The organism is Phyllobacterium sp. LjRoot231 (assembly GCF_964253365.1).
In the GTDB taxonomy this organism is placed as follows: Bacteria; Pseudomonadota; Alphaproteobacteria; order Rhizobiales; family Rhizobiaceae; genus Phyllobacterium.
This window is the reverse complement of the sequence record NZ_CAXUQT020000001.1, coordinates 813,694-831,122: the sequence shown is the minus strand read 5'-3', so window position 1 is coordinate 831,122 and position 17,429 is coordinate 813,694. Positions and strand designations below refer to the sequence as shown.

The following is a 17,429-nucleotide window of genomic DNA, read 5'->3' as shown; positions in this document are numbered from 1 at the left end:
TAAACGAAAAATCCAGGCAATTGTCAGTGCCTGGATTTCCGTTCTGGTTAATCGAGGGCCTCGGTTCGCTCTACAATATGAACCGTGAGAGATCGGCATTCTTGGCAAGGTCTCCGACAGTTTCCCGCACATATTTGGCGTCTATCGTGTGTTCGGCGCCAGATTTGTCAGGTGCATTGAAGGAAATGTCATCGAGCACCCGTTCCATGACCGTCTGCAGGCGCCGTGCACCGATATTCTCCACCGTCGAGTTCAGATCGACGGCAATGTCAGCCAAGGCGTCGATTGCATCGTCGGTAATGTTGAGCTTGACTTCTTCCGTCGCCAGCAGCGCAATATATTGCTTGATCAGGCTGGCTTCCGGCTCGGTCAAGATGCGACGCATGTCATCGCGCGTCAGAGCGCTCAGTTCAACACGGATTGGCAATCGTCCCTGCAATTCCGGCAGAAGATCAGATGGCTTCGAAACATGAAACGCACCCGACGCGATGAACAGTATATGGTCGGTCTTGATCGGACCGTATTTGGTCGCGACGGTCGTTCCCTCCACCAGAGGCAGCAGATCGCGTTGTACGCCTTCGCGTGAAACACCGGCGCCCACGCCACCATCGCGTGCAGCGATCTTGTCGATCTCGTCAAGAAAGACGATGCCGTCGTCCTCGGCCGAACGCAGTGCTTCCAGAGTGATCTGATCCTGGTCGAGAAGCTTGTCAGACTCGTCATTGATCAAGACCGAATAGGATTCCTTGACGGTTGTCTTCACCGTCTTGGTGCGTCCGCCCATGGCCTTGCCCAGCATGTCGCTGAGATTGAGCACGCCAATATTGGCGCCGGGCATGCCCGGCAGTTCGAAATTCGGCATTCCCGATCCGGTGTCGGCAATCTCCACCTCGATCTCTTTGTCGTCGATGAGTCCGTCACGCAGTTTTTTGCGAAAACTGTCGCGCGTTGCCGGGCTGGCGGTTTTGCCGACCAATGCGTCAAGGACGCGTTCTTCGGCATTGACATGCGCCTTTGCCTTGACCTCTTCGCGCTTCTTTTCACGGACAAGTCCGATGGCGACTTCGACGAGATCTCGGATGATTTGTTCGACATCGCGGCCGACATAACCGACTTCGGTGAACTTGGTTGCTTCGACTTTGATGAACGGTGCCCCGGCAAGCTTGGCAAGCCGGCGGGAGATTTCCGTCTTGCCGACGCCTGTGGGTCCGATCATCAGAATATTCTTTGGCATCACCTCTTCGCGCATCTGGCCTTCGAGCTGCTGGCGGCGCCAGCGATTGCGAAGGGCGATGGCGACCGCACGTTTCGCGTCGTTCTGGCCGATAATGTAGCGGTCGAGTTCAGAGACGATCTCGCGGGGGGAAAATGTTGTCATTGTAATCTCGTTTCAGCTTGCCCTTCTTCGGGCCATTGTTCGGGATTGTCCCGCGCCATCAAAAGGGCAGGACCATAAATCGATGTGCGGGTGTCGAAAGCAACGAAACCCGCCTTTTCATATGCCTTGATGGCGTGCTTATTCGCTGGATCCGGATCGACGATCACGCGAGGCACGCCCTCTTCGAAAAGCAGCGACACGAACTCATCGAGCAGCCGAGGACGGTGACCTTGGCCGATCAAATCGGGCTCACCGATGAATTGGTCGAGCCCGAGCGTGCCCGTCGGTTGATCCTGATAGGGGTGATCATCTTCCAGATGCGGATCATAGGTTTGCAAATAACCGATCGCTTCATCGCCAAGCATGATGATGAATGGCTCGACTGACACGCTATCCAAATGTTCCGTGATGATTGCCATTTCTTCTTCCGCGGCTCCGCCCCACCATTTCGCCACATGCGGCTCCGCCAGCCATTCAGAAATCATGTTCAGATGGCGGGGCTCCACTGGAATGAAGCGGTAGCGATAGATGGGCTCATTCGGCATCGAGACTCTCAAGCGTAACGCTCGTGTTCGTATAAATGCAGATATCGGCGGCGATCTGCATGGCGCGGCGGGCGATCTCCTCGGCGCTCATGTCCGTATCCGCGAGAGCGCGAGCCGCAGCCAAAGCGTAATTGCCACCGGAACCGATAGCCATCATACCGTGTTCAGGTTCAAGCACATCGCCATTGCCGGTAAGTGCCAGCGTGACGGACTTGTCGGCGACAAGCATCATAGCTTCGAGACGACGCAGGTATCGATCGGTACGCCAGTCCTTCGCGAGTTCGACGCACGCACGCATCAGCTGATCCGGATATTGTTCGAGCTTACCTTCAAGCCGCTCGAGCAAGGTGAAGGCGTCGGCGGTGGCACCGGCGAAACCGGCGATAACATTGCCTTTGCCGATGCGGCGCACCTTGCGTGCGTTGCCTTTCATGACCGTATTGCCAAGGCTGACCTGTCCGTCGCCGGCAATGACCACCTTGCCATTCTTGCGAATGGTGACGATGGTGGTTCCATACATGGTGGAGGGGTTGTGTTCTTGCATTCGATTCTCCTTCAAGCAGGTCCGATTATGCCCCAAATGGCAGCAGATCGAACCCCTTCTGTTCCACTTATGTATGAAGCGCTCGCAGAATTGCAAATGACCGTCGATAGCTGCGCCATCAAAGCATTTGGAGATTCGCCATTCGTGTTTTAGAAGGCCTCAATTAAAGCCTACATCCAAGACCCATGTGGCGGGAAACAGCAATGACAAGCGTCAATACACGTAACGCCAAGATCGAGCGGACAACCAAGGAAACCAGCATTGCCGTCTCGGTCAATCTGGATGGAACCGGCGCGTTCGACGTTTCCACCGGCATCGGCTTCTTTGATCATATGCTGGAGCAGCTCTCCCGCCATTCACTGATCGACATGGATATCAAAGCCAAGGGTGACCTGCATATCGATGATCACCACACTGTAGAAGATACCGGTATCGCCATCGGCCAGGCTATTGCCAAGGCGCTGGGTGATCGCCGCGGCATCAACCGCTATGCGTCCCTCGATCTCGCCATGGACGAGACGCTGACGCGCGCCGCACTCGATATCTCGGGACGTCCCTTTCTCATCTGGCAGGTTGAGTTTTCCGCCGCGAAGATCGGCACGTTCGATACGGAACTGGTGCGTGAGTTCTTTCAGGCACTGGCACAGAATGCTGGAATCACCTTGCACGTGTCGAACCTCTATGGTGCGAACAACCACCATATTGCCGAGACCTGCTTCAAGGCAGTTGCGCGCACGTTACGGCACGCCATAGAAACCGATCCGCGGCAGAAGGATGCTATTCCGTCCACCAAGGGTACTTTGAAGGGCTGAAATATGGCCAGTTTCATCGTGTTGGCACCGCAGCTGGACGGCCGGCGTGACGATGACAAAACCGTTTTTGTAAGAGACGGGTTTGCCTTTCTCGCGTTTATCTTCACGGTTCCATGGCTGCTGGTGCATCGGCTGTGGTTCGAAGCAGCAGCCGTCTTCGGACTGATGGTCATGATTTCCGGTGTGGGGTCTTACACTGGTCACCAAGATATGGCCGGGTTTGTCACCGCGCTGCTTTCACTCCTCGTGGGCTTCGAAGGCAATAATTGGCGTATCGCGGCACTGGAACGGCGCGGCTTGGATCAGCTTGGTGTTGTCGATGCCCGCAATGCAGATGATGCCGAAACCGCCCGGTTTCTCGGTGAGAATTTCATTTCCAGGGCACAGAAAGTTTCGGCGAGTTCCCGACCGGCGGCGGCAGCTTCGCTACAGGTCAGCCATAAGCCGGCGCTCGGCGGCATGGTTGGGCTTGTCAGCCATCGCGGAGACAATTGAGCATGCGCGTTGCAATTATAGACTACGGCTCGGGCAATCTCCGTTCGGCGACCAAGGCTTTCGAGCGTGCTGCACGGGAAAGCGGCATCGACGCGGCTATTGATCTGACAGCCGATGCGGACCGGGTACGTACGGCTGATCGCATCGTTCTGCCGGGTGTGGGTGCCTATGCCGATTGCCGCCGCGGCCTCCATGCTGTTGAGGGCATGGTTGAAGCAATTCATGAAGTCGCTGTCGAGAAAGCGCGGCCGTTCCTCGGCATTTGCGTTGGTATGCAATTGATGTCGACACGCGGCCTGGAAAAGACCATTTCGACGGGCTTTGACTGGATCAAAGGCGATGTCCGCGAAATGGTGCCGTCAGACCCGGCGCTGAAAATTCCGCAGATCGGCTGGAATACTATCCGCCTCACGCGTCCGCATCCCCTGTTTGATGGGATCGAGACCGGTCCAAAAGGGCTCCATGCCTATTTCGTTCATTCGTATTTCCTCGATGCGGAAATCGAGAATGATGTATTGGCTGTCACCGACTACGGTGGGACTATCACTGCTGCTGTGTCCAATGACAATATGGCGGGGACGCAGTTTCACCCCGAAAAGAGCCAAGCTCTTGGCCTGGCTCTCATCGCTAATTTCCTGAGGTGGAATCCGTGATCCTTTTTCCAGCAATCGATTTGAAAGACGGCCAGTGCGTGCGGCTGAAGCTTGGTGATATGGATCAGGCGACGGTTTATAATGCCGATCCTGCAGCACAAGCCAAAGCCTTCGAAGATCAGGGTTTCGGGTGGCTGCATGTGGTCGATCTGAATGGCGCCTTCGCTGGTCAGTCGGTCAATGGCGCTGCCGTTGAGGCAATTCTCAAAGCCACGAAAAATCCGATACAACTCGGTGGGGGTATCCGTACCCTCGAGCACATTGAGAACTGGCTGACGAAGGGTCTGTCGCGGGTCATCCTTGGCACTGTCGCCGTACGCGATCCGGCGTTGGTGATCGAAGCCTGCAAACGCTTCCCGGGCAAGGTCGCGGTCGGCATCGACGCCAAGGGCGGCAAGGTTGCCGTCGAAGGCTGGGCGGAAGCCTCGACGCTTGGCGTCATCGAACTGGCAAAGAAATTCGAAGGCGCTGGCGTCGCCGCGATAGTCTATACGGATATCGATCGCGACGGCGTTCTCACGGGCATCAATTGGGAGTCGACGCTGCAACTGGCCGAGGCTATTTCCATTCCAGTCATTGCTTCGGGTGGCCTTGCTTCCATTGCCGATATCGTCCGTATGACCATGCCCGACGCGCAGAAGCTTGAAGGCGCGATTTCCGGCCGCGCGCTCTATGACGGGCGCATAGATCCGGCGGAAGCGCTTCAGGTGCTTCGCGAAGCAAGGGAGCACGCCGCATGACCCTGAAAGCCCGTGTCATACCCTGTCTCGACGTCAAGGATGGACGCGTCGTCAAGGGCGTCAACTTCGTCGATCTCATCGATGCCGGTGACCCAGTGGAGGCGGCGAAGGCCTATGATGCGGCGGGGGCAGATGAGCTCTGTTTCCTCGACATCACGGCTTCCTCGGACAATCGCGAAACGATCTTCGATGTGGTAGCCCGCACCGCCGAGCAATGCTTCATGCCGCTGACGGTTGGCGGCGGCGTGCGAACCGTTGCCGATATTCGCAAACTGCTGCTGGCGGGTGCCGATAAGGTATCGATCAACACAGCAGCCGTGGACAATCCCGACTTCATCGCCGAGGCTGCCGACAAATTTGGCAACCAGTGCATTGTCGTCGCCATTGACGCCAAGAAGGTGTCACGCGAGGGTGAGGCCGATCGCTGGGAGATTTTTACCCACGGCGGAAGACGGCAAACAGGCATCGATGCAGTCGAATTCGCTCGCAAGGTCGTCGACCTTGGCGCAGGCGAAATTCTCCTGACCTCGATGGATCGCGATGGCTCGAAGATCGGCTATGATATTCCGGTGACGCGCGCTATTGCGGATGCGGTTCGCGTGCCTGTCATCGCCTCCGGCGGCGTCGGCAATCTCGATCACATGGTCGAGGGCATTCTCGAAGGCCACGCTTCGGCAGTACTGGCTGCATCGATTTTTCACTTTGGCACCTACACGATCAGTGAGGCGAAAGCCCACATGGCGGCGGCGGGTATTCCGATGCGCCTCGATCCTGTCCGTTTAAATGCCGGGGGTTCGAAATGACCGCATTCACCCTTGCCGATCTCGAACGCATCGTGGCAGAACGCGCCACGTCAGCAGACGCCAAATCCTATACCGCCAGCCTTTATGCCAAGGGAATAGGCAAGGCCAGCCAGAAGCTGGGGGAAGAGGCAGTGGAAACCGTCATTGCCGCCGTCTCAGGCGACAAGCAAGGCGTTATTTCGGAAAGTGCCGATTTGCTCTATCATCTGTTGGTCGTTCTCGGCATTTCCGACATAAAGCTCGAGGAAGTGCTCGAGGAGCTCGACCGGCGGACGGCGCAGACCGGCCTCGAAGAAAAAGCCGCGCGTGGACATGACTGACCATGTTTAAGCCACCGGCGATCGAACGGCAGACGGCCAAAGGGACGGAAGGGGAAGTCATGGATCAGTTGGCACCCAGCGAGTTTTCGCCTTACCGATTCTTCAGCGCCGAACGGTGGGCGGAGTTCCGTGCCGACACGCCGCTGACGCTGACCTATGATGAAGTCAAGCGGCTGCGTTCTCTCGGCGATCCGATCGATCTCGACGAGGTGAGTAGAATTTATCTATCGCTGTCGCGGCTTTTGTCCGCGCATGTCGAAGCCAGCCAATTGCTGTTTTATCAGCGCCGGCAGTTCCTCAACACAGGCGACGCCTTCAAGACGCCTTTCATCATCGGCATTGCCGGGTCCGTGGCGGTTGGAAAATCAACCACCGCACGCGTCCTGAAAGAATTGCTTGCCCGCTGGCCATCAAGCCCCAAGGTCGATCTGGTGACGACGGACGGATTTCTCTACCCGAATGAGGTCCTGCGCGCCAAAGGCCTGATGGAACGCAAGGGTTTTCCCGAAAGCTACGACGTTGGCATGGTGTTGCGTTTCCTCTCGCAGATCAAGGCCGGCCAGCGCAATGTCAGCGCACCGCTTTATTCGCACCTGACCTATGACGTGCTGCCAGGCCAGTTCCAGACGGTCGATGCGCCCGACATCCTGATTTTCGAGGGAATCAATGTGCTTCAGGTTCGCGATCTGCCTGAAGACGGCAAGATGGTGCCATTCGTCTCGGATTTTTTCGACTTCTCGATTTATATCGATGCGGATGAAGAGCAGATCCACAAATGGTACATCAGCCGCTTCATGCGGCTGCGGGAAACGGCCTTCAAGGATCCGAGCTCATTCTTCCATCGCTACTCGACCATTTCGGATGATTCCGCGCTGGCAATTGGCGAAAGCCTCTGGGCTAATATCAATCTGAAAAACCTGAGAGAAAACATCCTTCCAACGCGGCCGCGCGCCGATCTGATCCTGCGCAAGGGCGACAATCATCTTGTCGAGGAAGTCGCGCTCAGGAAGCTGTGACGCGGCGCAAAGTGAGATTGATCCGGCCGGTGCTTTTTAGCAGCGTCGATGTATCCGGGTAAATGCGGTCGACGCCATGAAATGCCATGCGGCCTTCACCGCCGAGGACGATCACATCGCCGCTTGAGAGCCTGATGGACTGGGTCTTGTCATTGCGGTTCGTGCCGCCAAAGCGAAACAGGCACGCATCTCCCAGCGACACCGAAACGACAGGCGCCTGAAAATTCTGCTCATCGCGATCCTGGTGAAGGCCCATTTTGGCTGCGTCCGAATAGAAATTGATGAGGCAGGCTTCCGGCGGCAGTGGATAGTCGCCGACCTCTTGCCACAGTGACAGCAAACGCTGTGGAATAGGCGGCCAAGGCTTTTGTGTCACCGGATGGACAGCTTGATAGCGATAGCCTTGCTCCTTGTCGGTGACCCAGCCTAGAGAGCCGCAATTCGTCATTCGCACACTCATTTCCTTGCCGGTTTTAGGCATGGCGGGAACATAGAGCGGTGCTTCGGAGACAACCGCTCGTATGTTTTGCACCAGCGCAGCTTGTTCGGCCGGATCAAAATAATCCGGAAAATAGCGAATACCGGGTGCGAGCAGGAGCATAGAAGTACCTGTGGCCTGGAAAATCAAAGGCCCGGCTGCAATAAGGCGCCGGGCCGTTTGGCAAATTAGAATGTTATCAGTCGAGTGGCGGGATGCGCAGTACCTGACCTGGATAAATTTTGTCGGGATGGCTTAGCATCGGCTTGTTGGCTTCGAAGATGACCGTATTCTTGGCACCCTTGCCTTTACCATACTGGGACTCGGCGATCTTCCAAAGATTGTCACCCTTCTTCACCGTGTAGAACACGGCCGCCTTGACGACCGAGCCGGTGGGTGTGTTGTCAACCTTCAGACCGTCGGTCTCGACTTTGGAAATGCCGAGCGAATTACCGACGGCGATGATCGCCTTTTCCAGAATTTCCTGGTTGGTGACGTTGCCTTTCAGGACTGCCTTGTCGCCCTCGACGACCACCTGCACGTTGTCTGTGCCAAGCTTGTGGGAATCGAGTTCTTTCTTCAGCGCATCGGCGCTTGGTTCATCGTCGCCGATGCCGATTTTCTTGCCTACGGATTTAACGAAATCAAATAGTCCCATGTCTGGCTCCCTGTTGACTGTTCAAACCGAAATAGTGTTGTGGCATTCTGCGAAGCACTTTAAAAGCCAAGATTAATACATGCGGTTAATATTCGTTTCCTTTGGCTAATCTCCTTTGACCTTGCCGCGCATCTTTTTGACATCGGCGCGGCCTGATTTTTCCTTGAGACGGCGCTCGATCGAACCTTTTGTAGGTCTGGTTTTCTTGCGCGGTGGCGGTGGCGGTTCTGCTGCCTTGGCAATCAGCGCAGTCATGCGCTCTCGTGCGTCCTGCCGGTTGCGCTCCTGCGTGCGAAAGCGATTGGCCTCAATAAGCACATCGCCGTCCTTGGTTGCCCTTTGGCCCGCAAGCTTGATGAGGCGCGCAAAGACATCATCCGGTAAACCGGCACGCGCCGCGAAAAATCGCAATTGCACGGCCGTCGAGACTTTGTTGACGTTTTGCCCGCCAGGCCCGGCAGAGCGAATGAAGCTCTCCTCCAGATCGTCTTCGTCGATCCAGATTCTATTGCTTATTCTGATCCGGCTGCGGCTCTCTTCCATGACAGGATTGGTAGCCTAATCTTTGATTCGCTGGAAGCGCCTCCGCAGATGGCCTTAAAATGTAAAAACCCCGCTGTTAGCCAGCGAGGTTTTTGTTTGCAAAGGCCGGCGATTTATTCTGCAGCGACCGGCGTATGCGGAGCTGCCGCCCTGACATCACCGTCGACGTGGCTTTCGAACTTGCCGAAATTGCGGATGAACATATCGACCAGTTTGTTTGCCTGAATATCGTAGCCCGCCTTGTCTGCCCATGTCGAGCGCGGATCGAGGATCTCTTCATCTACGCCCGGCACAGAAACGGGCACTGCAAAACCAAAATTTGGATCCGTACGGAACTGCGCGTTCTTCAGCGAACCATCCAATGCTGCAGCAAGCAGCGCACGCGTTACCTTGATTGGCATACGCTTGCCAGTGCCATGGGCACCACCCGTCCAGCCCGTGTTTACCAGCCAGCAATCGACGCTATGGTCAGCTATGAGCTGGCGCAAGAGATTGCCATATTCCGATGGGTGACGTGGCATGAAAGGGGAGCCGAAACAGGTCGAGAATGTTGCCTCGGGTTCGGTGACGCCGCGTTCCGTACCGGCGACCTTCGCCGTGTAGCCGGAGAGGAAATGGTACATGGCTTGCGCCGGAGTGAGTTTGGCGATGGGCGGCATGACGCCGAAGGCATCGGCGGTCAGCATGATGATGTTCTTCGGGTGGCCCGCCTTGCCAGTCTTCGATGCATTTGGAATGAAATCGAGGGGATAAGCGCAGCGGGTGTTTTCGGTCAGCGAGCCATCGTTGAAATCCGGCTCGCGGTTTTCGTCGAGAACGACATTTTCAAGCACGGTACCGAAACGCTGGGTCGTGGCGTAGATTTCCGGTTCCGCCTCCGCGGAAAGGCGAATGGTCTTGGCGTAGCAACCACCTTCGAAATTGAAGACACCGTGCTCGCCCCAGCCATGTTCATCGTCGCCGATCAATGTGCGTGTGGGATCGGCGGAGAGTGTGGTCTTGCCCGTGCCGGAGAGGCCAAAGAAGACGGCAGTGTCGCCATCCGGACCCTCATTGGCCGAACAATGCATCGGCATGACGCCCTTGGCCGGCAGGATATAGTTAAGCGCGGTGAACACAGACTTCTTCATCTCGCCGGCATAGGCCGAGCCGCCAATCAGCACGATCAGGCGTTTCAGATCGACGGCGATAACCGTCTCCGATCGCGTACCATGCTTTGCGGGGTCAGCGCGGAAGGACGGCAGATCAATGATCGTCATCTGTGGAATGAAACTGGTCAGAGCATCGCGGTCGGGACGGATCAGCAAATTGCGGATGAACAGCGAATGCCATGCAAATTCGGTGATGACGCGTGTGTTCAGTCTGTACTCTTCATCGGCGCCACCGATCAGATCCTGGACGAACAGTTCCTTGCCCTTTGCCTGTTCCATGAAATCCGCATAAAGCAGATCAAAGGACTCAGGCGTCATCGGCGCATTGTTGTCCCACCAGACATGGGCGTCGGTTGACGAATCGCGTACGACGAATTTGTCCTTGGGCGAGCGTCCTGTGTGTTGGCCGGTGCGGGCAACGAGCGCACCTTGTGCTGTCAGCTCTGCTTCGCCGCGGCGCAATGTCTCTTCGTAGAGTTCCGCGGCTCCCAAATTATAATAGACCGCCGAAACATCCTTCAGGCCTGAGGTGCCGAGCGCGATCGTCGCGTTGTGAATACCGGTCTCTCTAGTCATGTGTCCGCCATTGTTTAGAATGCGTTGAGGTCAAGTCAGGATTATATCGCATTCGTGCATCTTCCAGCATAAATGCGACTACCCGTGCTCAAAAGCAGAAATAATGAATAGTATCAAATGTTTAATCGATTTAAAGAATTTAAATTTTTTTAAATCGTTTTAAATAAAGAAAATTTCCGCCATTCTTCCGTAAGCGTAAAAGCGGGTGAAAAGGGCAAGGATGACACGACTCGCGATCTGTGCCACATTTTGTACCTAATTTGTCCGGCACAAGCAGCACCAAGGTAATGGCACAAAGAGAGGCACGGCATGAGGGAAGTACCCGCAATGCAGACCATCGCGCTCGTCGATGACGATCGCAATATTTTGACGTCCGTATCGATCGCGCTTGAATCGGAAGGCTATCGTGTCGAGACCTATACCGATGGTGCCTCTGCGCTCGATGGCTTGATGGCCCGCCCGCCGAATCTCGCCATTTTCGACATCAAGATGCCGCGCATGGATGGAATGGAACTTCTGCGACGTTTACGTCAGAAATCCGATCTGCCGGTCATCTTCCTCACCTCCAAGGACGATGAGATCGATGAGCTCTTTGGCCTGAAGATGGGCGCCGATGATTTCATCACCAAGCCGTTTTCGCAGCGCCTGCTTGTCGAGCGCGTAAAGGCGGTCCTGCGCCGTGTCGCGGCGAGGGAAAGTGCGGCAAAGCCGGGCAGCCCCCAGACAAAATCGCTCGAGCGCGGCCAGCTTGTCATGGATCAGGAGCGTCATACCTGCACCTGGATGGGCGAACCGGTGACCTTGACCGTGACTGAATTTCTGATCCTGCACTCGCTGGCCCAGCGCCCGGGCGTGGTCAAAAGCCGTGACGCGTTGATGGACGCGGCCTATGATGAACAGGTCTATGTCGACGATCGCACCATCGACAGCCACATCAAGCGCCTGCGCAAGAAGTTCAAGGTCGTTGACGATGATTTCGACATGATCGAGACGCTTTACGGCGTTGGCTATCGTTTCCGCGAAACCTGATGCGATTGCTGGCGGAACGTCCTGCGCTTTCAAAGCTACGTGATCCGCTGTAAAACAAGGTTGTCTCGCCGCAGCATCAATGCGATGAGCCAACCGAATCATGATTTTCTGAGGCAAAAATGGTAGCCGAACTGCAAGGCGGCAATATCACGCGCAAGAGCGCCGTTATGCGCCGTAAGCGTTCGCTAGCCTTGCGCCGCTTTTTCAGACCACTCAATCGCGTCTTTGGCAACTACCTGTTTTCGAGCCTGACCCGGCGCATTCTCTTTCTCAATCTAGCCGGTCTTGCGGTTCTCTTATCCGGCATCATGTATCTCAATCAGTTCCGAGACGGGCTGATCGATGCTCGGGTCGAGAGCTTGATGACGCAAGGCGAGATCATTGCCGGCGCAATCGCGTCATCGGCAACCGTCGATACGAATTCAATCGCCATCGATCCCGAAAAACTGCTGGAATTGCAGGCTGGCCAGAGCATCACACCGACACCCGACGTTCTGGATAATCTCGATTTCCCGATCAATCCGGAGCGCGTGGCGCCGGTTCTGCGCAGGCTGATCTCACCGACGCGCACCCGTGCCCGCATCTATGACCGCGATTCCAATCTTCTGCTGGATTCCCGCCATCTTTATTCACGCGGCCAGGTGTTGCGCTATGAGCTTCCGCCAATCAACGGGGAGGAGCCGAGTTTCTTCGAGCGGCTGACAAACCGTATGACCCGGCTTCTGCGCCGTGGTGACCTGCCAATTTACCAGGAACAGCCAGGTGGCAATGGATCTTCCTATCCCGAAATCATGAAAGCGCTGACCGGTTCTCCGGCAACCGTCGTGCGCATGACGGAAAAGGGCGAGCAGATTGTTTCGGTCGCTGTGCCGATCCAGCGTTTCCGCGCCGTGCTCGGCGTCTTGCTCCTTTCGACCGAAGGCGGCGATATCGACAAGATTGTTCAGGGTGAACGCTACGCCATCATCCGGGTCTTCACGGTTGCTGCACTGGTCATGGCCATTCTGTCGCTGTTTCTCGCATCGACCATCGCCAATCCGCTACGGCGTCTCGCTGCCGCCGCCGACCGCGTCCGGCATGGTGTGAAGAACCGCGAGGAGATTCCGGATTTCTCCGAGCGGCAGGATGAAATCGGCCATCTCTCGACCTCGATACGCGACATGACCAATGCTCTTTATGCCCGCATCGAATCGATCGAAAGTTTTGCGGCCGATGTCAGCCACGAGTTGAAAAACCCTCTAACCTCGCTGCGAAGCGCCGTGGAAACGCTGCCACTGGCAAAGAATGAAGACTCAAAAAAACGGCTGATGGACGTGATCCAGCATGATGTGCGCCGCCTCGATCGTCTGATTACTGATATTTCCGACGCCTCGCGGCTCGATGCCGAACTGGCGCGCGAAGATTCCGAGCATGTCGACCTCAGATACCTGCTTGGGAATCTTGTCACCGCTGCGCGCGAGGTCAGGCGCAACAAGAAGGATACCCGGATAGAATTTGTGGTTGGCAAGCTTCCGAATAACAGGAAGGGGTTCTTCGTCGCCGGCCATGACCTGCGGCTTGGTCAGGTCGTCTCCAATCTGATCGAAAACGCGCGCTCTTTCGTTCCCGTTGAAGACGGCGTCATCACCGTTACATTGCAGCATCTGGGCGACCGTATCCGCATCATCGTGGAGGACAATGGCCCTGGCATAAGGGTCGAACAGATCGACCGGATTTTCGAGCGGTTCTATACGGATCGGCCCTCCGGCGAGGCTTTCGGCCAGAATTCGGGCTTGGGCCTATCTATCAGCCGTCAGATAATCGAGGCTCATGGCGGCACATTGAATGCCGAGAACATCATTGACCCCAAAGATCCTGACAATTATCTCGGTGCAAAGTTCATCGCTATTATTCCGGTCGAGGTCTGATGGTTGTTGAGTCGGGCGGAGGTGTTCACGCGACCGCGGTACTCGTCGGAGATCGCGGCATCCTGATCTCTGGCCCTTCCGGATCAGGTAAATCATCCATTGCCAGTGAACTGATGCAGCGGGCGGCTGGCAGAGGCGCGTTCGCCGCCTTGATCAGCGACGACCAGTGCCTTTTACAAGCCACGTCCGGCCGCCTGATCTGCGCTACCCCCAGTTCATTGCAGGGTGGGCTGGAGGTCTGGGGTTCCGGCCTGCATGCGGTCGATCACGAGCCTTCCGGGGTGATTCATCTTGTCGTTGAGTTGACGAAGCCCGAGCACGCCATTCGATTTGCCGATGACGCTATGATACTGCTTGAAGGCGTCGCGATCCCACTCCTAGCTTTACCTAAACGGGAGGTCGAGGCCGCTTGTCGGGCGGTCGAGGCAAGGCTTTTTCAGGCACTTTGGAAGAAATAGGGTAATTGATTCAAATGGTTGCATTGCTGCTCTGCGATAAAATGACTGACTGTCTTGGTTATGCCATTTTTCCGCTTGCCTTCGCGATTCGTCCTGCCAAAATGCGACACCTGCCAAACGGGGCATTCAATGCGCAGCAAAAAGCCCAAACCCAAGGGGCTGGCGCAACAGGAGCAGTTTCAGAATGATCGGACTCGTGCTTGTGACGCACGGAAGACTGGCTGAAGAATTTCATCATGCCGTGGAGCATGTTGTCGGCCAGCAGGAATATTTGGAAACCGTCTCGATCGGTGCGGATGACGATATGGAGCAACGGCGTCGCGACATCGTTGATGCCGTTGCCCGCGCCGATAACGGTTCGGGTGTCATAATCCTGACGGACATGTTTGGCGGTACTCCTTCCAATCTGGCCATTTCGGTGATGGAGTCAGGACGAATCGAAGTCATTGCCGGGGTCAATCTGCCAATGCTCATCAAGCTTTCCAGTGTGCGCGTTACCAATGACATGGCCGCGGCATTGCGGGAGGGGCAGGATGCCGGACGGAAATATATCAATGTGGCCAGCCAGGTGCTGACAGCCAAATAGGGGTTATGCCCCATAGAGGAAATAAATGCGCCTGACCGCAGAGACGACCGGTACCTTCGATCCGGACAATGCACTTGTGGAGGAATTCGAGATCGTCAACCGGCGCGGTCTTCATGCGCGTGCTTCGGCCAAGTTCGTCCAGCTTGTCGATGGTTACGATGTTCACGTTCGCGTCGAGAAAGACGGCATGACTGTCGGGGGCACCTCGATCATGGGCTTGATGATGCTCGCCGCCTCTCCCGGTTGCTGCATCAAGGTCAGCGCATCGGGCGTGCAGGCGCCAGAATTGATGAAGGCACTCGGCGCGCTGATTGCCGACAAGTTCGGCGAAGAAGCCTGATTTGCACCTCAAGAGCCCAATCGCTGTCTTTGACGCCGGGATTGGTAGTTATGCAATCGTCGATCTGATCCGACGCAGGCTTCCCAGTCAGGATATTTTATATTTTGCCGATCGAGCAAACTTCTCGTATGGGCAAAAGTCGCGCAACCAGCTTATGGCTGTCATGCGTCGGACCGTCGATTTCCTGATTGGCTACAACCCATCCGCCATTGTCGTTGCCTCAAACGTTGCATCAATCACGCTGATGGACGATTTGAAAACAATAACCAGCCTTCCACTTTTCGGCGTACTGCCCCCTTTGAAAGAAGCATTGGCAACATCGCAAACCGGCAAAGTCGGTATCATGGGCGTTCAATCGATGATCGAGAGCATCCAGTTGCGTGATTTCGTGACCAAGCATACAGACAAACTGGATGATGTTGCCTTGATCAATGCCTCGCCCATGGTCGATCTGGTTGAGAGCGGAGCTTTTCTATTCGATTCGACCGGCACATCGCAGAAAGTCACCCACTTTATTGAAGCGATCTTCGATCAATACCCAGCAATTGATGTTCTCACTCTATCGAGTACGCATTTGCCGTGGCTTCTGGACTATTTCAGTATTGCCCGGCCCGACTGCCAATTCCTCGATCCAGCTGAAGACATTGTTGACGGGATTGGCGACGGCACCCTAGGTAGCGGCACAACCCTTGGTTTGGTGACTGAGAGCCAGAATTATCGGTTCGGCGATTTCCGGACCATGCTGTCCAGGCTGCGGATTTCAATTCCCCTGCAAGTTGTAACACTGCCTACCTGACGCCAGTCCCATATGCACGCATAAGGATTTCTTTATATCCCATTGTGCAGCGATGCCTAATCTGCTAGTCAACACCATCTCCGGTCGCCCGATGGATAGTGCGCGGCCAAATGAACAACAAAGACGGAGCTGACACGAGATGGCCGACACACAGGATTACATCGTCAAGGACCTTGAACTGGCCGCATGGGGCCGCAAGGAAATGGACATCGCTGAAACCGAAATGCCGGGCCTTATGGCAAGCCGCGAAGAATTCGGAGCATCGCAGCCGCTCAAGGGCGCACGTATCACCGGTTCGCTGCACATGACGATCCAGACGGCAGTTCTGATCGAGACGCTGCAGGTACTCGGCGCCAAAGTTCGCTGGGCCTCATGCAACATTTTCTCTACTCAGGATCACGCCGCTGCGGCGATTGCCGCAACTGGAACACCGGTTTTCGCCGTCAAGGGTGAAAGTCTTGAAGAATACTGGACCTACACCGACCGGATTTTCCAGTGGCCGGATGGCCAGCCTTCCAACATGATCCTCGACGATGGTGGCGACGCCACCATGTACATTCTGATCGGTGCCCGTGCTGAGGCTGGCGAGGATGTCCTTTCCAAGCCGGAAAGCGAAGAAGAGGAAATCCTCTTCGCCCAGATCAAGAAGCGCATGAAGGAAACCCCGGGCTTCTTCACCAAGCAGCGCGATGCCATCAAGGGCGTCACTGAAGAAACAACAACCGGCGTCAATCGTCTGTATCAGCTGCAGAAGAAGGGCTTGCTGCCTTTCCCGGCAATCAACGTAAATGACAGTGTTACCAAGTCGAAATTCGACAACAAATATGGCTGCAAGGAATCGCTGGTTGACGGCATTCGTCGCGCTACGGACGTCATGATGGCTGGCAAGGTTGCCGTTGTCTGTGGCTATGGCGATGTGGGTAAAGGTTCGGCCCAGTCGCTGCTTGGCGCCGGTGCCCGCGTCAAGGTGACGGAAGTCGATCCGATCTGCGCGCTGCAGGCTGCGATGGATGGTTTCGAGGTTGTGACGTTGGAGGATGCAGCCCCGACGGCTGACATCATCATCACCACGACCGGCAACAAGGACGTCATCACCATCGAGCACATGCGCAAGATGAAAGACATGGTGATCGTCGGCAATATCGGTCACTTTGATAACGAGATCCAGGTTGCAGCCCTGCGCAATTTGAAGTGGAACAACATCAAGCCGCAGGTCGATATGATCTCGTTCCCGGATGGCAAGCGCTTGCTGCTTCTCTCGGAAGGCCGTCTGCTCAACCTCGGCAATGCCACGGGTCATCCAAGCTTTGTCATGTCCGCTTCATTCACCAATCAGGTTCTGGCGCAGATTGAGCTTTATAGCCGCGGCGAGCAGTACAAGAATGAAGTCTATGTCCTGCCGAAGCACCTCGACGAAAAGGTCGCCCGGTTGCATCTCGACAAGCTCGGCGCGAAATTGTCGGTTCTTTCGGAAGAACAGGCTGCCTATATCGGTGTGACGCCGAAGGGCCCTTTCAAGTCAGACCACTACAGATATTGATCTGGTCAGTATATACCCACAAGATATAGAAACCGAAGGATTGACAAATCCTTCGGTTTTC

At 55.8% G+C, this 17,429-nt stretch carries 22 protein-coding genes; 15 read left to right on the top strand and 7 right to left on the bottom strand.

Annotation, left to right across the window (positions count from 1 at the left end; translation table 11 throughout):
- Nucleotides 1–70 precede the first annotated feature (70 nt).
- The 3 genes from hslU to hslV are packed head-to-tail and all read right to left on the bottom strand — an operon-like array spanning nucleotide 71 to nucleotide 2,467.
- Complete coding sequence (gene hslU / locus ACSQ3H_RS03930) at nucleotides 71–1,378, bottom strand: ATP-dependent protease ATPase subunit HslU (RefSeq protein WP_436115832.1); 1,308 nt, start codon at nucleotides 1,376–1,378, stop codon at nucleotides 71–73.
- Nucleotides 1,375–1,923 carry a GNAT family N-acetyltransferase gene (locus ACSQ3H_RS03925; protein ID WP_436115831.1) on the bottom strand — a complete coding sequence of 183 codons (549 nt, stop codon included), beginning with the start codon at nucleotides 1,921–1,923 and terminating at the stop codon, nucleotides 1,375–1,377. Before ACSQ3H_RS03925 ends, hslU begins: the two co-directional genes overlap by 4 nt.
- Nucleotides 1,913–2,467: an ATP-dependent protease subunit HslV gene (hslV, locus tag ACSQ3H_RS03920; RefSeq protein ID WP_436115830.1), complete on the bottom strand. Its 555-nt coding sequence runs from the start codon at nucleotides 2,465–2,467 to the stop codon at nucleotides 1,913–1,915. Before hslV ends, ACSQ3H_RS03925 begins: the two co-directional genes overlap by 11 nt.
- A 203-nt stretch (nucleotides 2,468–2,670) precedes the next feature.
- Between hslV and hisB the strand changes: the two genes are divergently transcribed.
- Genes hisB through coaA form a run of 7 tightly spaced genes read left to right on the top strand, consistent with a single transcriptional unit; the run spans nucleotide 2,671 to nucleotide 7,306 of the window.
- Nucleotides 2,671–3,279, top strand: a complete 609-nt coding sequence (hisB, locus tag ACSQ3H_RS03915) for an imidazoleglycerol-phosphate dehydratase HisB (protein ID WP_436115829.1) — start codon at nucleotides 2,671–2,673, stop codon at nucleotides 3,277–3,279.
- 3 nt (nucleotides 3,280–3,282) lie between these two features.
- Nucleotides 3,283–3,774 carry a DUF2628 domain-containing protein gene (locus tag ACSQ3H_RS03910; RefSeq protein WP_436115828.1) on the top strand — a complete coding sequence of 164 codons (492 nt, stop codon included), beginning with the start codon at nucleotides 3,283–3,285 and terminating at the stop codon, nucleotides 3,772–3,774.
- 2 nt (nucleotides 3,775–3,776) lie between these two features.
- Nucleotides 3,777–4,427, top strand: a complete 651-nt coding sequence (gene hisH / locus ACSQ3H_RS03905; RefSeq protein WP_436115827.1) for an imidazole glycerol phosphate synthase subunit HisH — start codon at nucleotides 3,777–3,779, stop codon at nucleotides 4,425–4,427.
- Entirely contained in the window at nucleotides 4,424–5,167 is a 744-nt protein-coding gene (gene hisA, locus ACSQ3H_RS03900; protein ID WP_436115826.1) for a 1-(5-phosphoribosyl)-5-[(5-phosphoribosylamino)methylideneamino]imidazole-4-carboxamide isomerase, read from the top strand. Before hisH ends, hisA begins: the two co-directional genes overlap by 4 nt.
- Nucleotides 5,164–5,970 carry an imidazole glycerol phosphate synthase subunit HisF gene (hisF, locus tag ACSQ3H_RS03895; protein WP_436115825.1) on the top strand — a complete coding sequence of 269 codons (807 nt, stop codon included), beginning with the start codon at nucleotides 5,164–5,166 and terminating at the stop codon, nucleotides 5,968–5,970. The genes hisA and hisF overlap by 4 nt, the downstream gene beginning before the upstream one ends.
- Nucleotides 5,967–6,290: a phosphoribosyl-ATP diphosphatase gene (locus tag ACSQ3H_RS03890; protein WP_436115824.1), complete on the top strand. Its 324-nt coding sequence runs from the start codon at nucleotides 5,967–5,969 to the stop codon at nucleotides 6,288–6,290. Before hisF ends, ACSQ3H_RS03890 begins: the two co-directional genes overlap by 4 nt.
- 59 nt (nucleotides 6,291–6,349) lie before the next feature.
- On the top strand, nucleotides 6,350–7,306 hold the full coding sequence (gene coaA / locus ACSQ3H_RS03885) for a type I pantothenate kinase (protein ID WP_436119341.1): 957 nt from the start codon (nucleotides 6,350–6,352) through the stop codon (nucleotides 7,304–7,306).
- Here coaA and ACSQ3H_RS03880 read toward each other — a convergent pair.
- The 4 genes from ACSQ3H_RS03880 to ACSQ3H_RS03865 all read right to left on the bottom strand — a co-directional run bounded on the left by ACSQ3H_RS03880 (nucleotide 7,293) and on the right by ACSQ3H_RS03865 (nucleotide 10,712).
- Entirely contained in the window at nucleotides 7,293–7,907 is a 615-nt protein-coding gene (locus ACSQ3H_RS03880; RefSeq protein WP_436115823.1) for an alpha-ketoglutarate-dependent dioxygenase AlkB family protein, read from the bottom strand. The genes coaA and ACSQ3H_RS03880 overlap by 14 nt on opposite strands.
- Before the next feature lie 76 nt (nucleotides 7,908–7,983).
- Nucleotides 7,984–8,442 carry a peptidoglycan-binding protein LysM gene (gene lysM / locus ACSQ3H_RS03875; protein WP_436115822.1) on the bottom strand — a complete coding sequence of 153 codons (459 nt, stop codon included), beginning with the start codon at nucleotides 8,440–8,442 and terminating at the stop codon, nucleotides 7,984–7,986.
- Between the two features lie 105 nt (nucleotides 8,443–8,547).
- Nucleotides 8,548–8,985 (bottom strand): alternative ribosome rescue aminoacyl-tRNA hydrolase ArfB, encoded by a 438-nt coding sequence (gene arfB / locus ACSQ3H_RS03870; RefSeq protein WP_436115821.1) that lies wholly within the window; start codon nucleotides 8,983–8,985, stop codon nucleotides 8,548–8,550.
- A gap of 113 nt (nucleotides 8,986–9,098) precedes the next feature.
- Entirely contained in the window at nucleotides 9,099–10,712 is a 1,614-nt protein-coding gene (locus ACSQ3H_RS03865) for a phosphoenolpyruvate carboxykinase (RefSeq protein WP_436115820.1), read from the bottom strand.
- Nucleotides 10,713–11,021: 309 nt separating this feature from the next.
- Here ACSQ3H_RS03865 and ACSQ3H_RS03860 point away from each other — a divergent pair, with 309 nt between their 5' ends.
- The 8 genes from ACSQ3H_RS03860 to ahcY all read left to right on the top strand — a co-directional run bounded on the left by ACSQ3H_RS03860 (nucleotide 11,022) and on the right by ahcY (nucleotide 17,368).
- The gene (locus ACSQ3H_RS03860) at nucleotides 11,022–11,741 is read left to right on the top strand and encodes a response regulator transcription factor (RefSeq protein ID WP_162701788.1); all 720 of its coding nucleotides are present in this window, start codon (nucleotides 11,022–11,024) and stop codon (nucleotides 11,739–11,741) included.
- Nucleotides 11,742–11,860: 119 nt separating this feature from the next.
- Nucleotides 11,861–13,648 (top strand): stimulus-sensing domain-containing protein, encoded by a 1,788-nt coding sequence (locus tag ACSQ3H_RS03855; RefSeq protein WP_436115819.1) that lies wholly within the window; start codon nucleotides 11,861–11,863, stop codon nucleotides 13,646–13,648.
- Complete coding sequence (locus ACSQ3H_RS03850) at nucleotides 13,648–14,106, top strand: AAA family ATPase (protein ID WP_436115818.1); 459 nt, start codon at nucleotides 13,648–13,650, stop codon at nucleotides 14,104–14,106. The genes ACSQ3H_RS03855 and ACSQ3H_RS03850 overlap by 1 nt, the downstream gene beginning before the upstream one ends.
- 14 nt (nucleotides 14,107–14,120) lie before the next feature.
- Nucleotides 14,121–14,294 (top strand): hypothetical protein, encoded by a 174-nt coding sequence (locus ACSQ3H_RS03845; protein ID WP_436115817.1) that lies wholly within the window; start codon nucleotides 14,121–14,123, stop codon nucleotides 14,292–14,294.
- Complete coding sequence (locus tag ACSQ3H_RS03840; protein ID WP_112524863.1) at nucleotides 14,291–14,692, top strand: PTS sugar transporter subunit IIA; 402 nt, start codon at nucleotides 14,291–14,293, stop codon at nucleotides 14,690–14,692. Before ACSQ3H_RS03845 ends, ACSQ3H_RS03840 begins: the two co-directional genes overlap by 4 nt.
- Nucleotides 14,693–14,717: 25 nt before the next feature.
- Nucleotides 14,718–15,032, top strand: coding sequence for an HPr family phosphocarrier protein (locus ACSQ3H_RS03835; protein ID WP_436115816.1), 315 nt, complete (start codon nucleotides 14,718–14,720; stop codon nucleotides 15,030–15,032).
- Nucleotide 15,033: 1 nt separating this feature from the next.
- Nucleotides 15,034–15,828, top strand: coding sequence for a glutamate racemase (locus tag ACSQ3H_RS03830; RefSeq protein WP_436115815.1), 795 nt, complete (start codon nucleotides 15,034–15,036; stop codon nucleotides 15,826–15,828).
- 139 nt (nucleotides 15,829–15,967) lie between these two features.
- The gene (gene ahcY, locus ACSQ3H_RS03825; RefSeq protein WP_436115814.1) at nucleotides 15,968–17,368 is read left to right on the top strand and encodes an adenosylhomocysteinase; all 1,401 of its coding nucleotides are present in this window, start codon (nucleotides 15,968–15,970) and stop codon (nucleotides 17,366–17,368) included.
- The last annotated feature ends 61 nt before the right edge of the window (nucleotides 17,369–17,429 follow it).

Coding starts and splice junctions, on each gene's coding strand:
- hslU (WP_436115832.1), bottom strand. CDS start 1,378: ATGACAACATTTTCCCCCCGCGAGATCGTCTCTGAACTCGACCGCTAC.
- ACSQ3H_RS03925 (WP_436115831.1), bottom strand. CDS start 1,923: ATGCCGAATGAGCCCATCTATCGCTACCGCTTCATTCCAGTGGAGCCC.
- hslV (WP_436115830.1), bottom strand. CDS start 2,467: ATGCAAGAACACAACCCCTCCACCATGTATGGAACCACCATCGTCACC.
- hisB (WP_436115829.1), top strand. CDS start 2,671: ATGACAAGCGTCAATACACGTAACGCCAAGATCGAGCGGACAACCAAG.
- ACSQ3H_RS03910 (WP_436115828.1), top strand. CDS start 3,283: ATGGCCAGTTTCATCGTGTTGGCACCGCAGCTGGACGGCCGGCGTGAC.
- hisH (WP_436115827.1), top strand. CDS start 3,777: ATGCGCGTTGCAATTATAGACTACGGCTCGGGCAATCTCCGTTCGGCG.
- hisF (WP_436115825.1), top strand. CDS start 5,164: ATGACCCTGAAAGCCCGTGTCATACCCTGTCTCGACGTCAAGGATGGA.
- ACSQ3H_RS03890 (WP_436115824.1), top strand. CDS start 5,967: ATGACCGCATTCACCCTTGCCGATCTCGAACGCATCGTGGCAGAACGC.
- coaA (WP_436119341.1), top strand. CDS start 6,350: ATGGATCAGTTGGCACCCAGCGAGTTTTCGCCTTACCGATTCTTCAGC.
- ACSQ3H_RS03880 (WP_436115823.1), bottom strand. CDS start 7,907: ATGCTCCTGCTCGCACCCGGTATTCGCTATTTTCCGGATTATTTTGAT.
- lysM (WP_436115822.1), bottom strand. CDS start 8,442: ATGGGACTATTTGATTTCGTTAAATCCGTAGGCAAGAAAATCGGCATC.
- arfB (WP_436115821.1), bottom strand. CDS start 8,985: ATGGAAGAGAGCCGCAGCCGGATCAGAATAAGCAATAGAATCTGGATC.
- ACSQ3H_RS03865 (WP_436115820.1), bottom strand. CDS start 10,712: ATGACTAGAGAGACCGGTATTCACAACGCGACGATCGCGCTCGGCACC.
- ACSQ3H_RS03860 (WP_162701788.1), top strand. CDS start 11,022: ATGAGGGAAGTACCCGCAATGCAGACCATCGCGCTCGTCGATGACGAT.
- ACSQ3H_RS03855 (WP_436115819.1), top strand. CDS start 11,861: ATGGTAGCCGAACTGCAAGGCGGCAATATCACGCGCAAGAGCGCCGTT.
- ACSQ3H_RS03850 (WP_436115818.1), top strand. CDS start 13,648: ATGGTTGTTGAGTCGGGCGGAGGTGTTCACGCGACCGCGGTACTCGTC.
- ACSQ3H_RS03845 (WP_436115817.1), top strand. CDS start 14,121: ATGGTTGCATTGCTGCTCTGCGATAAAATGACTGACTGTCTTGGTTAT.
- ACSQ3H_RS03840 (WP_112524863.1), top strand. CDS start 14,291: ATGATCGGACTCGTGCTTGTGACGCACGGAAGACTGGCTGAAGAATTT.
- ACSQ3H_RS03835 (WP_436115816.1), top strand. CDS start 14,718: ATGCGCCTGACCGCAGAGACGACCGGTACCTTCGATCCGGACAATGCA.
- ahcY (WP_436115814.1), top strand. CDS start 15,968: ATGGCCGACACACAGGATTACATCGTCAAGGACCTTGAACTGGCCGCA.